At 62.2% G+C, this 15202-nt stretch carries 14 protein-coding genes; 11 read left to right on the forward strand and 3 right to left on the reverse strand.

Going from position 1 to position 15202, the window contains the following annotated elements:
* Window positions 1-10 precede the first annotated feature (10 nt).
* A complete protein-coding gene (gene ppnN / locus J1G18_RS23855; RefSeq protein ID WP_027612974.1) occupies window positions 11-1384 on the forward strand; it encodes a nucleotide 5'-monophosphate nucleosidase PpnN in 1374 nt (457 codons plus the stop codon).
* Between the two features lie 389 nt (window positions 1385-1773).
* The gene (locus J1G18_RS23860; protein ID WP_223008759.1) at window positions 1774-2508 is read left to right on the forward strand and encodes a substrate-binding periplasmic protein; all 735 of its coding nucleotides are present in this window, start codon (window positions 1774-1776) and stop codon (window positions 2506-2508) included.
* A 133-nt stretch (window positions 2509-2641) separates the two neighbouring features.
* On the opposite strand, the gene J1G18_RS23865 is transcribed toward J1G18_RS23860, so the two are convergent.
* Together J1G18_RS23865 and J1G18_RS23870 are read right to left on the reverse strand one after the other, a co-directional pair.
* Entirely contained in the window at window positions 2642-4036 is a 1395-nt protein-coding gene (locus J1G18_RS23865; RefSeq protein ID WP_223008761.1) for an FAD/NAD(P)-binding protein, read from the reverse strand.
* 1 nt (window position 4037) lies between these two features.
* Window positions 4038-4601 carry a helix-turn-helix domain-containing protein gene (locus tag J1G18_RS23870; RefSeq protein WP_003225948.1) on the reverse strand — a complete coding sequence of 188 codons (564 nt, stop codon included), beginning with the start codon at window positions 4599-4601 and terminating at the stop codon, window positions 4038-4040.
* Between the two features lie 85 nt (window positions 4602-4686).
* Between J1G18_RS23870 and J1G18_RS23875 the strand changes: the two genes are divergently transcribed.
* The 7 genes from J1G18_RS23875 to J1G18_RS23905 all read left to right on the forward strand — a co-directional run bounded on the left by J1G18_RS23875 (window position 4687) and on the right by J1G18_RS23905 (window position 11926).
* Window positions 4687-5622: a DMT family transporter gene (locus tag J1G18_RS23875; RefSeq protein WP_098964381.1), complete on the forward strand. Its 936-nt coding sequence runs from the start codon at window positions 4687-4689 to the stop codon at window positions 5620-5622.
* A gap of 246 nt (window positions 5623-5868) precedes the next feature.
* Window positions 5869-8787 carry a monovalent cation/H+ antiporter subunit A gene (locus J1G18_RS23880; RefSeq protein ID WP_223008763.1) on the forward strand — a complete coding sequence of 973 codons (2919 nt, stop codon included), beginning with the start codon at window positions 5869-5871 and terminating at the stop codon, window positions 8785-8787.
* A complete protein-coding gene (locus J1G18_RS23885) occupies window positions 8787-9131 on the forward strand; it encodes a Na+/H+ antiporter subunit C (protein WP_003225953.1) in 345 nt (114 codons plus the stop codon). The genes J1G18_RS23880 and J1G18_RS23885 overlap by 1 nt, the downstream gene beginning before the upstream one ends.
* Window positions 9128-10807, forward strand: a complete 1680-nt coding sequence (locus tag J1G18_RS23890; protein ID WP_098964383.1) for a monovalent cation/H+ antiporter subunit D — start codon at window positions 9128-9130, stop codon at window positions 10805-10807. The genes J1G18_RS23885 and J1G18_RS23890 overlap by 4 nt, the downstream gene beginning before the upstream one ends.
* Entirely contained in the window at window positions 10804-11292 is a 489-nt protein-coding gene (locus J1G18_RS23895; RefSeq protein ID WP_223008765.1) for a Na+/H+ antiporter subunit E, read from the forward strand. The genes J1G18_RS23890 and J1G18_RS23895 overlap by 4 nt, the downstream gene beginning before the upstream one ends.
* The gene (locus J1G18_RS23900) at window positions 11289-11567 is read left to right on the forward strand and encodes a K+/H+ antiporter subunit F (protein WP_003225959.1); all 279 of its coding nucleotides are present in this window, start codon (window positions 11289-11291) and stop codon (window positions 11565-11567) included. Before J1G18_RS23895 ends, J1G18_RS23900 begins: the two co-directional genes overlap by 4 nt.
* Window positions 11564-11926: a Na+/H+ antiporter subunit G gene (locus J1G18_RS23905; protein ID WP_027612967.1), complete on the forward strand. Its 363-nt coding sequence runs from the start codon at window positions 11564-11566 to the stop codon at window positions 11924-11926. Before J1G18_RS23900 ends, J1G18_RS23905 begins: the two co-directional genes overlap by 4 nt.
* 127 nt (window positions 11927-12053) lie before the next feature.
* Here the strand turns inward: J1G18_RS23905 and J1G18_RS23910 are convergent, their stop codons facing one another.
* Window positions 12054-12494 carry a DUF3995 domain-containing protein gene (locus J1G18_RS23910; RefSeq protein WP_097090307.1) on the reverse strand — a complete coding sequence of 147 codons (441 nt, stop codon included), beginning with the start codon at window positions 12492-12494 and terminating at the stop codon, window positions 12054-12056.
* A 94-nt stretch (window positions 12495-12588) separates the two neighbouring features.
* Between J1G18_RS23910 and J1G18_RS23915 the strand changes: the two genes are divergently transcribed.
* Both J1G18_RS23915 and J1G18_RS23920 read left to right on the forward strand, forming a co-directional pair.
* Window positions 12589-12978 (forward strand): DUF2946 domain-containing protein, encoded by a 390-nt coding sequence (locus tag J1G18_RS23915; RefSeq protein ID WP_047598254.1) that lies wholly within the window; start codon window positions 12589-12591, stop codon window positions 12976-12978.
* 90 nt (window positions 12979-13068) lie between these two features.
* Window positions 13069-15201, forward strand: a complete 2133-nt coding sequence (locus tag J1G18_RS23920) for a TonB-dependent receptor (RefSeq protein WP_223008767.1) — start codon at window positions 13069-13071, stop codon at window positions 15199-15201.
* Window position 15202: the final 1 nt, after the last annotated feature.

The following is a 15202-nucleotide window of genomic DNA, read 5'->3' on the forward strand; positions in this document are numbered from 1 at the left end:
GGATCATTGCATGACCCAACGACACGTAATCAACGCCTCGGTCAGCCCGAAAGGCAGCCTGGAAACCCTTTCTCAACGTGAAGTTCAGCAACTGAGCGAAGCCGGATCCGGCAGCACCTACACCCTCTTCCGCCAGTGCGCCCTGGCCATCCTCAATACCGGCGCGCATGTCGACAACGCCAAGACCATCCTCGAAGCCTACAAGGACTTCGAAATCCGCATTCACCAGCAGGATCGCGGCGTGCGCCTCGAACTGCTGAACGCCCCGGCCGACGCGTTCGTCGACGGCGAAATGATCGCCAGCACCCGGGAAATGCTGTTCAGCGCCCTGCGTGACATCGTCTACACCGAAAACGAACTCGACAGCCAACGCATCGACCTCAGCACCTCGCAAGGCATCAGCGACTACGTGTTCCACCTGCTGCGCAACGCGCGCACCCTGCGGCCGGGTGTGGAGCCGAAAATCGTCGTGTGCTGGGGCGGCCACTCGATCAACACCGAAGAATACAAATACACCAAGAAAGTCGGCCACGAACTGGGCTTGCGCAGCCTCGACATCTGCACCGGTTGCGGCCCCGGCGTGATGAAAGGCCCGATGAAGGGCGCGACCATCGCCCACGCCAAGCAGCGCATCCATGGCGGGCGCTACCTTGGCCTGACCGAGCCGGGGATCATCGCCGCCGAAGCGCCGAACCCGATCGTCAACGAACTGGTGATCCTGCCGGACATCGAAAAACGTCTGGAAGCGTTCGTGCGTGTCGGCCACGGCATCATCATCTTCCCGGGCGGCGCCGGCACCGCCGAAGAGTTCCTTTACCTGCTGGGCATCCTGATGCACCCGGACAACGCCGGCCTGCCGTTCCCGGTGATCCTGACCGGGCCGAAACATGCCGCGCCGTATCTGGAGCAACTCGATGCCTTCGTCACCGCCACCCTCGGCGATGCGGCGAAGCAGCACTACGAGATCATCATCGACGACCCGGCCGAAGTCGCGCGGCAGATGACTGCCGGCCTCAAAGCGGTGAAGCAGTTCCGCCGCGAGCGCAACGACGCGTTCCACTTCAACTGGCTGCTGAAGATCGACGAAAGCTTCCAGCGTCCGTTCGATCCGACCCACGAGAACATGGCCAACCTCAAGCTGCACCGCGACCAGCCGCCCCACGAACTGGCCGCCAACCTGCGCCGCGCGTTCTCCGGGATCGTCGCCGGCAACGTCAAGGACAAGGGCATCCGTTTGATCGAAGAACACGGGCCGTACCAGATCCGTGGTGACGCGGCGATCATGCAACCGCTCGACGCGCTGCTCAAAGCCTTCGTCGCCCAGCACCGGATGAAACTGCCGGGCGGCGCGGCGTATGTGCCGTGCTATCGCGTGGTGGCGTAACTCTCCAGCCACCGCATCCCCCTGTGCCTGCCCCCCATGCAGGCACAACAAAACCAAAGTGGGAGCGAGCCTGCTCGCGAATAGGCCAGATCAGCCACTTCAGATGTTGACTGATCCACCGTTTTCGCGAGCAGGCTCGCTCCCACAGGTTGTGTGCCAGCCACAAATGCCAGGCACACCACAAACCCATGTGGGAGCGAGCTTGCTCGCGAACAGGTCAGGTCCGTCACTTCAATGTTGACTGATCCACCACTATCGCCAGCAACGGTTTTGTCTGCGCCGACTCTGCCAATCAGCCTTTGTTTCTGACACAAAAGCCCCGTACATTCCGCACGACAGCCATCCCCGGCCCGTACTAAGCTTCGCGCTCAATTTTTCAGGGACGATTCATGAAACGGATTGCCGCGTGTCTGCTGTCACTCCTGGCCCTGGCAGCCGATGCAGCAGATCTGCAACTGCTCACCGACAACCATCGCCCCCTGCACTTTCAGCAAGGCGATCACCTGGAGGGTTACGGCGTCGACGTGGTGCGCGCGCTGGCAGAGCAAACCGGTGACCGGATCGACCTGCAGCAAGTCCCCTTGCTGCGAGCCTTGCGCACGGCCAGCGAAACAGCCAACACCGGCGTATTTACCGTCCTGCGTACTGATGAGCGCGATGACCGCTATCAATGGGTCGGGCCGCTGATCGAAGTCGAAACCGCGCTCTACGCCCATGCCAACAACCAGCCGCCGGTAAAAACCCTGCAGCAGGCGGATCAGGCCGGTCGTATCAGCGTGCCGCGCAAATGGCTGATCTACAGCTACCTTCAGCAGCAAAATCTGAAGAACCTCGACGGTGTCGAAACCCCGGAACAGATGATGCGTCTGTTCAGCCTGGGCCGGACCGATTTCGTGGTCTCCGACACACTCTCCACCGCCGCGCTGGCCCGCACCCAAGGCATGGAACCGGGACGCTTGCAGTATCAGATTCCGCTGATGAAACAGGACACCTACATTGCCTTTTCGCTGCAGACCGATCCGGGTCAGGTCAAACGCTGGCAACAGGCGCTGGAAACCTTGCGCGCCGACGGGCGCCTGGAGCAGATTCGCCAGCGCTGGCTGATGAATGCACTTCCGAGATGACTGAGCTGCCCCGTTCAACTGTAGGAGTGAGCCTGCTCGCGATAGCGTCAGCCCCTTCAGCAATGAGGTGAAAGACCCACCGCTATCGCGAGCAGGCTCACTCCTACAGGGATCTGTGCAAGCCGGTCTGCTTTCATTCCACCAGCCGCGCCGCCAACGCCTTGGCCTGCAACGCCACGTCCGTCACCGCCGTGCTCTCCCACCACATCCCGCGCAGCGGTGGCCCCATCGCGAACAATCGGCTGCCGGCCTGCCCTTCAGCATCCAGCACCGCACCGTCCACCGCCGCTGCAATCCCCAACGCCAACGGCCCCGGACGCACCAGCCCACGCGCCAGCAACTGCTGCGGCAGCGGGCGCGCGACGCGGCGCCAGTCGTACTCGATGCCACTGGAATTGATCAGCGCTGCACCTTGCACCACACAGGTTTGCGCCTCGCCGCGACGCCGAATTCGAATGCTCACACCCTCGCCCGTCATCGGCTCAAGCCCTTTGAACGACGCCGCCTGAATCCGCAACCGTCCTTCGTTGTGCAAGCGCTCAACCAATGCTGCACTCAGCGGCGGCGACCGGTGATGATGACTCTCCCACCACGGCCGCACATGGCGTACGAATTGTCGACGCTCAACGTCAGTTGCCTGACTCCACAGTCGTCCGATATGGGCCCGCACCGTGTCCAGCGGCGCCTGCCAATCGATGCCCTGAGCGATCGCCTCGCGGCAATGCCTGCGCAGCTCGCGCAACAACTGTCGAGGTGTGCGAATGCTCTGATCTTCGGCAAGAAAATCCACCCACGCCGGCGGTTGCCGACGCACATGGGGCAACAGTCCGTGACGGGAAAACACTTCGATCGGCCCGCGATGACCGGCCTGCTCCAGTGAAACCACGGCATCGACCATGGTCAGGCCGGAGCCGATGATCAGCACAGTCGACTGCGGATCGAGCTGACGCATGGCGGCGACATCCCACGGATCAAGCGCTGCGGCGTTCAGGCCGCTGGACTCTTTCTGCGGCGTGCGCGCGGCGGGGAACATGCCCGTAGCGAGCACGGCATAGGCGCCGCGCAGAGTCTGCCCATTGCTCAAGCTCATTTGCACCGAATCCGCATCAGTTTGCAGATCGACGACTTCAGCGCGAACGTGCTCGACGGTCGAACCATGCTGCGCACCAACGACGCGCGCCTCGGCCAGACGCTGCTGCACATACACGCCAAACAGCCCGCGTGGAGGGAACAGCTCACTGATTGGCACATTCTGCTCGGCAGATTCCGGCCAGCCACCGGCAGCGATGTGCGCGGTCAGCCATTGAGTCAGATCATCGGGGTTATCGGGGTCGACACTCATGCGCGCCGCATTGCCGTTGAGCGTGTGGCCCAGTTCGACGGCGCTGTAAGCTTCACCGCGACCGAGTTCGGCGCGCGGTTCGATGATCAGGATCCGACGCTGGCCGGGCAGTCGCAGCAATTGCACGGCCAGCATCGTGCCGCTGAGGCCACCGCCGATGATCAGGATGTCTGCGTTCTGATTCATTTCAAATCACCACATTGCGCACAAACCGTACCGCGACCGCTCCGTCATTGCGATAGCCGTGCGGCTGGTTGCTGGCAAACATGAAAAACTCCCCGGCGGAAATGGTGTTGGCCACGTCGCCAACCGTTAACGTCAAGCAACCTTCGAACACGTAAATCTGTTCGCTCCAGCCATCGGCATCCGGTTGCGAGGGATAGACCTCACCCGGTTGCAGGCACCATTCCCACTGTTCGACTTCACGGGTAGCGGTCGCCTTGGACAACAACACCGCTTTGCTCCCGGGAATCACTCCGGCCCACGCCACCTCGTTGATGCGGCTGGTATCGCGTGCGTCTGGGGCCTGGATCAGGTCGCTGAAGGCCACGTCGAGCGCTTCGGCAACGCGATCGAGGGTGGTCAGGCTGACATTCTTTTCCCCGGCCTCGATCGCCACCAGCATGCGCCGACTGACGCCGGACTTTTCCGCCAGCGCGGTCTGGCTCATGTCGGCAGCGTGGCGCAGGCGCCGAACGTTGTGACTGACGTGTTGCAGGACGGACGCCCGTTGGCTGGAATCTTTGTGCACTATATTGCTCACTCGGTGGGGTTGGGCAGTATACTGCGCAACGTTGGGCGCATTGTGCGTCCTGCCTTTTATAGTGCGCAAGGACATGACGCCAGTGAACAGCTCCCCCACGCCTCTTCGCTTCTCCCGTTTCAGCAAGGCCGAGTGCGTGCTGGTGCTGATCACCATGGTCTGGGGCGGTACGTTCCTGCTGGTGCAACACGCCATGACCGTCAGTGGGCCGATGTTCTTTGTCGGCCTGCGCTTTGCCGCTGCGGCCGCCATTGTTGCGCTGTTCTCCTGGCGCCACTTGCGTGAACTGACCCTGTTCGAGCTCAAGGCCGGATCGTTCATCGGCGTGGCGATCATGCTCGGTTACGGCTTGCAGACGGTTGGTCTGCAAACGATCCCGAGCAGTCAGTCGGCATTCATCACCGCGCTGTACGTGCCCTTCGTGCCGTTGTTGCAATGGCTGGTACTGGGCCGTCGACCAGGGTTGATGCCAAGCATTGGCATCATGCTGGCGTTTACCGGTCTGATGCTGTTGTCCGGGCCGTCCGGGGCGTCGTTGAATTTCAGCCCCGGCGAGATTGCCACCCTGATCAGTGCCATCGCGATTGCCGCCGAGATCATTCTGATCAGCACCTACGCCGGTCAAGTCGATGTGCGCCGGGTGACCGTGGTGCAACTGGCGGCGACCTCGGTGCTGTCGTTCCTGCTGGTGGTGCCGACCGGCGAAGCGCTTCCAGATTTTTCCTGGACCTTGCTGGTGACTGCTCTGGGCCTCGGCGCGGCGAGTGCGGCGATTCAGGTGGCGATGAACTGGGCGCAGAAAAGCGTTTCGCCGACCCGGGCGACGTTGATCTACGCCGGTGAACCGGTCTGGGCCGGGATCGTCGGGCGAATCGCCGGGGAGCGCTTGCCGGCGATTGCGCTGGTGGGTGCGGGGTTGATTGTGGCGGCGGTGATTGTCAGCGAGTTGAAGACCAAGGGTAAGGTTGACGAAGTAGACGCTGAGCTGGAGCGGGAGACCCAAGGTTAATCCGCAATATCTTTAGTGCCTGATCCATCGCCTTCGCGAGCAAGCCCGCTCCCACATTGGAATGTGTTTCAAATGTGGGAGCGGGCTTGCTCGCGAAAGGGCCATCCGTCACAACATCCCTCCCCCTGAAACAATGCCAAACCAAATTTTTCAGACTACTTTGTAGGATTCTGAGACATCCTGGCGTTTGGTAATCAGGGAGCTGGCACGTATGATGCTTCACAAACTTCCGCAGATTAGAAGCCTATGTCCCTGATAGTTCTACTGCTTCTGCCATTCATTGGCAGCTGTCTGGCAGCGGTGCTGCCACACAACGCGCGTAATACCGAATCCCTGTTGGCAGGTCTGGTCGCTCTGATCGGCACCGTGCAGGTCGCGCTGTTGTATCCGCAAATCGCCCACGGCGGGGTGATCCGCGAAGAATTCATGTGGCTGCCCAGCCTCGGTTTGAATTTCGTCCTGCGCATGGACGGCTTCGCTTGGTTGTTCTCGTTGCTGGTGCTGGGCATCGGGGCCCTGGTCTCTTTATATGCGCGTTATTACATGTCGCCGGACGACCCGGTGCCGCGCTTCTTCGCCTTTTTCCTGGCGTTCATGGGCGCCATGCTCGGGCTGGTGATCTCCGGCAACCTGATCCAGATCGTGTTCTTCTGGGAGCTGACCAGCCTCTTCTCGTTCCTGTTGATCGGCTACTGGCACCACCGCTCCGATGCCCGGCGTGGCGCCTACATGGCGCTGATGGTCACCGGTGCGGGAGGATTGTGCCTGCTGGCGGGGGTCATGATCCTCGGCCATGTCGTCGGCAGCTATGACCTGGACAAGGTCTTGGCCGCCGGCGATCTGATTCGCGCACATGCCCTCTACCCTATTCTGCTTCCCCTCATCCTCATCGGCGCCCTCAGCAAAAGCGCCCAGTTCCCTTTCCACTTCTGGCTGCCGCACGCCATGGCGGCGCCCACCCCGGTTTCGGCTTATCTGCACTCGGCGACCATGGTCAAGGCTGGAGTGTTTCTACTTGCGCGTCTGTGGCCGTCATTGTCCGGCAGTGAAGAATGGTTCTACATCGTCAGCGGCGCCGGTGCGTGTACGTTGTTGCTCGGCGCCTACTGCGCGATGTTCCAGAACGATCTCAAGGGCCTGCTGGCCTACTCGACCATCAGCCATCTGGGCCTGATCACCTTGCTGCTGGGTCTGAACAGCCCGCTGGCGGCGGTTGCCGCGGTGTTCCACATTCTCAACCACGCGACCTTCAAGGCTTCGCTGTTCATGGCCGCCGGGATCATCGACCACGAAAGCGGCACCCGTGACATCCGCAAACTCAGCGGCCTGATCAAACTGATTCCGTTCACCGCCACGTTGGCGATGGTTGCCAGCGCGTCGATGGCCGGCGTACCACTGCTCAACGGCTTCCTGTCGAAAGAAATGTTCTTCGCCGAAACCGTGTTCATCAACGCCACCGCGTGGGTCGAAGCAGCGTTGCCGATTGTCGCGACCATTGCCGGTACCTTCAGCGTCGCCTACTCGCTGCGCTTTACCGTCGACGTGTTCTTCGGCCCGACCGCTACCGATCTGCCACACACCCCGCACGAACCGCCGCGCTGGATGCGTGCGCCGGTCGAGCTGCTGGTGTTCACCTGTCTGGTCGTCGGGATCTTCCCGGCGCAAGTGGTCGGCCCGCTGCTCGCGGCCGCCGCGCTGCCGGTGGTGGGTGGCACGCTGCCGGAGTACAGCCTGGCGATCTGGCACGGTCTTAATGCACCGATGATCATGAGCCTGATCGCCATGTCCGGCGGTATCGTGGTCTATCTGCTGCTGCGCAATCAGCTCAAGCGTGGCCGCTTCAAATATCCGCCGCTGGTGGGTCGCTTCAACGGCAAGCGCCTGTTCGAGCGCAGTCTGGTGCTGATGATGCGCATGGCCCGTCGGGTAGAACGCCGACTCGGCACCCGCCGCCTGCAAATGCAACTGTTCCTGATGGTCCTGGCGGCAGTGCTCGCCGGCCTGATCCCGATGTTGCACAGCAGCCTGAGCTGGGGCGACCGGCCGAAGATTCCGGGTTCGATCGTGTTCGTCACCCTGTGGCTGCTGGCGATTGCCTGTGCCCTCGGCGCAGCATGGCAGGCCAAGTATCACCGTCTCGCCGCCCTGACCATGGTCAGCGTCTGCGGGTTGATGACCTGCGTGACCTTCGTCTGGTTTTCGGCGCCGGATCTGGCCCTGACGCAACTGGCGGTGGAAGTGGTGACCACGGTGCTGATCCTGCTCGGCCTGCGCTGGCTGCCCCGGCGGATTGAAGAAGTCTCGCCACTGCCTTCGAGCCTGCGCAAGGCCCGCGTGCGGCGCTTGCGCGACTTGCTGCTGTCGATTGCCGTCGGCGCCGGCATGGCGCTGTTGTCCTACGCGATGCTGACCCGGCAGACGCCCAACGACATTTCCTCGTTCTACCTCAGCCGGGCCATGCCCGAGGGCGGTGGCAGCAACGTGGTCAACGTGATGCTGGTGGACTTCCGCGGCTTCGACACCCTCGGTGAAATCACCGTGCTGGTGGCCGTGGCGCTCACCGTGTTCGCCCTGCTGCGCCGCTTCCGCCCGCCGAAAGAAAGCCTGCAACTGCCGGCCCAGCAACGCCTGCTCGCGCCGGACGTGGTCACCGATCTGGTCAACCCGCGTAGCGCCAGCGACACCGCACTCGGCTTCATGATGGTGCCGGCGGTGCTGGTGCGCTTGTTGCTGCCGATTGCGCTGGTGGTGTCGTGCTACCTGTTCATGCGCGGTCACAACCAGCCGGGCGGTGGTTTCGTCGCCGGACTGGTGATGTCGGTGGCGTTCATCCTGCAATACATGGTCGCCGGGACGCAGTGGGTCGAAGCGCAAATGAGCCTGCGACCGCTGCGCTGGATGGGCACTGGCCTGCTGTTCGCCACCGCCACCGGTCTCGGGGCGATGGCGGTCGGTTATCCGTTCCTGACCACCCACACCTGGCATTTCGCCTTGCCGCTGCTGGGCGAGATCCATATCGCCAGCGCGCTGTTCTTCGATATCGGCGTGTACGCCGTGGTCGTGGGCTCGACACTGCTGATCCTCACCGCCCTCGCCCACCAATCGGTGCGGGGTCACAAGACCGCGTCGCTGCCCAAGTCCGTCGCCAGCAAAGGAGCCGTCTGATGGAAGAAGTCATCGCAATCGCCATCGGCGTGCTCGCCGCGTCCGGGGTCTGGCTGGTGCTGCGGCCACGGACATTTCAGGTGGTCATGGGCCTGTGCCTGCTGTCCTACGCGGTCAACCTGTTCATCTTCAGCATGGGCAGCCTGTTCATCGGTAAAGAACCGGTGATCAAGGACGGCGTGACCCAGGACCTGCTGCACTACACCGATCCGCTGCCGCAGGCACTGGTGCTGACCGCGATCGTCATCAGCTTCGCCATGACCGCGCTGTTCCTGGTGGTGCTGCTGGCGTCGCGGGGCCTGACCGGCACCGACCACGTCGACGGCCGGGAACCCAAGGAATGATGGCGATGACTCACCTGATCGCCGCACCGATCCTGCTGCCGCTGCTGACCGCCGCCATCATGTTGATGCTCGGCGAGAAGCATCGGCCGCTGAAGGCGAAAATCAATCTGTTCTCCAGCCTCGTCGGCCTGTTCATTTCGGTGATGCTGCTGCAGTGGACGCAAACCACCGGCGTGCCCGGTTCCATCGGCGTGTACCTGCCGGGCAACTGGCAGGCGCCGTTCGGCATCGTGCTGGTGGTTGATCGCCTGTCGGCATTAATGCTGGTGCTGACCGGGATCATCGGCGTCAGCGCCCTGTTGTTTGCCATGGCGCGTTGGGACGGCGCGGGATCGAGCTTCCACGCGTTGTTCCAGATTCAGCTGATGGGCCTGTATGGCGCCTTCCTCACCGCCGACCTGTTCAACCTGTTCGTGTTCTTCGAGGTGCTGCTCGCCGCCTCGTATGGCCTGTTGCTGCACGGCTCGGGTCGGGCGCGGGTGTCGTCGGGCCTACATTACATCTCGATCAACCTGCTGGCCTCGTCGCTGTTTCTGATTGGCGCGGCGCTGATCTATGGCGTCACCGGTACGCTGAACATGGCCGATCTGGCGCTGAAGATTCCGCTGGTGCCGGAAGCCGACCGTGGCTTGCTGCATGCTGGCGCGGGGATTCTTGCGGTGGCGTTTCTGGCGAAGGCCGGCATGTGGCCGCTGAACTTCTGGCTGGTGCCGGCCTACTCCTCGGCCAGTGCGCCGGTGGCGGCGATGTTCGCGATCATGACCAAGGTCGGCGTCTACACCCTGCTGCGCCTGTGGACGCTGCTGTTTTCCAGTCAGGCCGGGGCCTCGGCCTTCTTCGGTGGCGACTGGCTGATCTACGGCGGCATGGCGACTATCGCCTGCGCGGCGCTGGCGATTCTGGCTGCACAACGTCTGGAGCGCATGGCCAGCCTGAGCATTCTGGTGTCGGCGGGGATTCTGTTGTCGGCGGTGGGTTTCGCCCAGCCAAACCTGATCGGCGCGGCGCTGTTCTATCTGGTCAGCTCGACCCTGGCACTGAGTGCGCTGTTCCTGCTGGCGGAGTTGATCGAGCGTTCGCGTTCGGCCAACGAAATCCCGCTGGAGGATGAAAGCGAGTTGCTGCCGCGTCCGCAGGAATCGCTTCAACCGCCCAAGGGCATCAACCTCGACGACGAGCAGAAAGCCGTGGTCGGTCAGGTCATTCCGTGGACCATGGCGTTTCTCGGCTTGAGTTTCATTGCCTGCGCGCTGCTGATCATCGGCATGCCGCCGCTGTCCGGGTTCATCGGCAAGCTCAACCTGATCGGTGCGCTGCTCAATCCGCTGGGGCTGGGCGGCGAGGCACCGATCTCGAACGCTGCATGGGCGTTGCTGGCGCTGCTGATCCTCTCCGGACTGGCCTCGTTGATGGCATTCGCGCGCATGGGCATCCAGCGTTTCTGGACGCCCGAGGAGCGCCCTTCGCCGCTGCTGCGCAAGCTTGAATGCGCACCGATCTTCCTGTTGCTGGGGCTGAGCATCGCGCTGACCTTCAAGGCCGAACCGCTGCTGCGTTACACCCAGGCCACCGCCGACGCGCTGAACAACCCGCAGCAATACGTGATGGCGGTGCTCGGCACCCGCGCCGTTCCCAGCCCTGAAGCCAAAGCGGCGATGCTGGAGGTGCAGCCATGAAGCGCGTATTTCCGGCACCGTTGCTGTCACTGGCGTTGTGGGTTTTGTGGCTGACGCTGAACCTGTCTGTCAGCCCGGGCAACCTGCTGCTCGGCGCGATACTCGGGTTCGCCGCACCATTGATGATGCGCAAGCTGCGCCCGAAACAGGTACGCATTCGCCGCCCGCTGACGATTTTGCGCCTGTTCGTGATGGTCGGTCGTGACGTGATCCTCTCCAACCTGATCGTCGCCTGGGGCGTGATCAACGCCGGTCGCCGACCGCCGCATTCGCGCTTCGTCAAAGTTCCGCTGGACCTGCGCGACGCCCACGGTCTGGCCGCTCTGGCGATGATTTGCACCGTGGTGCCCGGCACCGTGTGGTCGGAGCTGGCGCTGGATCGCAGCATTCTGCTGCTGCATGTTTGGGATCTGGATGACGAGGCGCACTTCATCCACCACTTCAAGACTGCCTACGAGCAGCCGTTGATGGAGATTTTCGAATGAGCCCGCTGCTGTCGAACGCGATTTTGCTGACGCTGTTCCTGTTCTCGCTGGCAATGGTTCTGACCTTGATTCGTCTGTTCAAGGGGCCGTCGGCACAGGATCGGGTACTCGCGCTGGATTACCTGTACATCGTCGCCATGCTGATGATGCTGACGCTGGGCATTCGTTATTCCAGTGACACTTATTTCGAGGCGGCACTGCTGATCGCGCTGTTCGGCTTCGTCGGCTCGTTTGCCCTGGCGAAATTCCTGCTGCGTGGCGAGGTGATCGAATGAATGCTGAATTGTCATTGTGGGTCGAAATTCCGGTGGCGATCCTGCTGGTGCTCAGCGGTGTGTTTGCGCTGATTGGCGCGACCGGATTGCTGCGCATGAAGGATTATTTTCAGCGCATGCACCCGCCGGCGCTGGCCTCGACACTGGGTGCGTGGTGCGTGGCACTGGCTTCGATCATCTGTTTTTCTGCACTCAAGTCCGGGCCGGTGATGCATGCCTGGCTGATTCCGATTCTGCTGGCGATTACCGTGCCGGTGACTACGTTGCTGCTGGCGCGGGCGGCTTTGTTCCGCAAGCGCATGGCCGGGGATGATGTGCCGGCTGAGGTGAGTAGTCGCCGCACCGAGAGTGGTAGTTAGTTTCTACATCTAGGGTGTCTGAACTGGCCTCTTCGCGAGCAAGCCCGCTCCCACATTTGGAATGCATTTCCCCTGTGGGAGCGGGCTTGCTCGCGAAGAGGCCGGTACTGCCAACACATGAACCGGGTCAGACCCAAGCCACCGCCAACAATCCCGCCCCCAACACCAGACACAGCGGCGAATACACCCAGGTATCCAGCCGCGCAAACCGCGACCCCTTCACTTCCTTGAAAAACCCCACCAGATTCGAATCGCCGATCGCCCGGGCGAACATCAATAACGCAATCGCACTGATCACCCATTGCAACGCTTTGTGATGCACCGCCGGCATGCCCCAGCCGACCCGCATGCACACCAGCGCGGCAATCACCAACAATGCTGCCGCTACCAGCAAGGTAATCCAGCCTGACGGTTTGAACGCCGGTCGCACCGTCGCCACCAGTCCTCGCACCGGCACTTGCGGTACCGCCGCCACCGCCGCCCATTGCCCACCCAGCGCCCAATACACGTGTACCAGGCTGATTGCCGCAAATATCGTCACCAGCCATTGAGCCAACACAAAGGTCATGGTCGAGAATCCTTTCGAGGGATTTGAACAAAACATCCTAGTCGGCATTTTTTGAAGTGCACGACCGATCAGCGGTACGGTAAAGTGCCGCCCCATGAAATTCACCCGTTCCGATCGCTCACTGCTGGCCTGGATGCTCTATTGCTGCGTCCTGTTCAACGTGTTCGCCTGCAGCATCGGTCACGGGCAAATGGTCGGGATGCAGCTCAACGGCATCGGCGGGCAGTTCTGTACGGTCGACCCGGCCACCCAAGCGCCACTGACCAGCAATCCCAGCGAAGAACAATTGCCGACCCTGTCGAAGGCGTTCGGCTGCCCGCTGTGCTCGGTCGGCGGCGGCATGGGCCCGGCGTTCAACTCCAGCCTGACCCTCGCGGTTCTGCCCGAACAGCACAGCCCGCCGCTGGCGCCCATCGTCAGTGCTGACCTCCCTGCCCGCTTCACCTGGCCCTCGGCCAACCCTCGCGCCCCACCGCTCGCCTGAGTGTCTTTGCCTTTGATTTGTCAGCCCACTGCGCCAACGCGCGGCGTTCGCCTGTGCGCTGATTCCCAGACAAGCATTCAGGATTCAACGATGAAACATATTCCTCTGCTGGCCAGCCTGTGCGGCTGCCTGTCCCTTAACGCCTGGGCGCAATCCACCGTAGACCTGGCGCCGATCACCATCGACGGCGAATCCACCAGCGAACCAGGCCTGAGCCTCGATCAATCCAGCGGCACGGCCTCGCGCCTCGGTCTCAGCGTGCGCGACACGCCGGCCTCGGTGGCCGTCGCCAACCGCAACGACATCGAACGCCACGGCGCACAGAACTTTCAAGACGCCGCCAACACCCTGACCGGGGTCAATGCCAGCGCACCACCGGGCTTTGGCGGATTCGTCTCCTATCGCGGTTTCACCAGCAGCCAGATCACTCAGATGTTCAACGGCGTCACCGTCTCCGGCGGCCTCGCCCGACCGGTGGATGCGTGGATCTATGATCGGGTCGAGCTGGTGGGCGGGCCTTCGTCACTGATCAACGGCGCAGGCTCGGTGGGGGGTTCGCTGAACTACGTGACCAAACTGGCAACTCGCGACGAACAAGCCGCTGAAGGTCGCGTCAGCTACGGCAGTTACGACACCACCCAAACCGCGTTCGGCCTCAACCGCGCGCTGACCGACCCGAGCGCCGACGTGCAGCACTACGCGCGGCTCGATGTCAGCCACAACACCAGCAACGGCTACATCGACCGTCAGGAGCGCGATGCCTGGAGCGTGGCGTTCTCGTTGCTCAGCGACCTCACGCCGGATCTGTCGCACACCCTGGCCCTGGAATATCAGGACGAACACGAAGACAGCCCGTACTGGGGCACGCCGGTGCTCAACCCCAAGGCCGGCGAGTTGAAGATCGACAAACACAACCGCTTCAACAACTACAACGTCGAGGACGGGCGCTACGAGCAGCGCACGATCTGGGTGCGCTCGATCATCGACTATCGGATCAACGACAGCACAACCCTGCGCAACACGCTGTATCACCTCGACAGCCAGCGCGACTACCGCAACCTCGAGACCTATCAGTACAACGCCGACAACACAGCGGTGAATCGCTCCACCGCCTATCAAGTGCGGCATCAGGGCGAGCAGAACGGCAACCAGTTCGAACTGCGCCACGACAACACCCTGTTCGGCCTCGACACCACTTGGTCCGGTGGTTTCGAGTACAAGGTCAACCAGACCACCAACTCGCCGCTGAATATCAAAGGCCCAAGCACGGTCGATCCGAACAACTACCGTCCGGGGCATTTCTACGATATTCCCGGCACCAACCCGGCACTGATCAGCGACAAGACCAACGAGGTCACCACCAAGGCGCTGTTCGTGGAAAACCGCCTGGCACTGACCGACAAACTGGCGTTGCTCACCGGCCTGCGTTACGACGACATCGACCTCGACGTGACCAACCATCGCACCGTAACGGCCGCCAATCCGAAGCATCTCAAGCGCAGCTGGGAGCCGGTCACCGGGCGTGTCGGCCTTACCTACCAGTTCATTCCATCCGCCAACGTCTACGTGCAATACAGCACCGCCGCCGAGCAACCGAACGGCACGCAGGACTTCGATGTTTCCACCGGCAAGCAGTGGGAAATCGGCAGCAAGTTCGACTACCTGGAAGGCCGTGGCTCGGCGACGGTTGCCGCCTACACCATCGAACGCAAGGACTTCGCCGTGACTGACCCGCTGGACCCTACCAGCAGCATCCCGGTAGGACAGCAAACTTCGAAAGGCATCGAGATTGCCAGCTCCCTGCGGATTACCGACAAGCTGTTGGCCGAAGGCAACTTCGCCTGGGTCGATGCGCAATACGACGACTTCACCGAAAAGAACGCCGCCGGCGCGGTGGTCTCACGCAAGGGCAACACGCCGACCAACGTTCCGGATCGGGTCGGCAATCTATGGCTGACTTACGATTTTTCGCCGCAATGGCAAGGTGGGGTCGATGCGCGGTATGTGGCGTCGGTGTATGCGGACACAGCGAACACCATGACCGTGCCGTCGTACACACTGTTCGGCAGCTTCCTCAGCTACAAGGTCGACTCGCACACCACCGTTACCGGGCGAGTGCGTAACCTGACCAACGAGGTGTATGCCGAGTTTGCGCATGTATCGCCGGCTTACTATCTGGGTACGCCGCGCACCTTTGAATTGGCGGTGCAAACGAAGTTCTAAA

Source organism: Pseudomonas sp. MIS38 (assembly GCF_019891575.1).
GTDB lineage: Bacteria > Pseudomonadota > Gammaproteobacteria > Pseudomonadales > Pseudomonadaceae > Aquipseudomonas > Aquipseudomonas putida_A.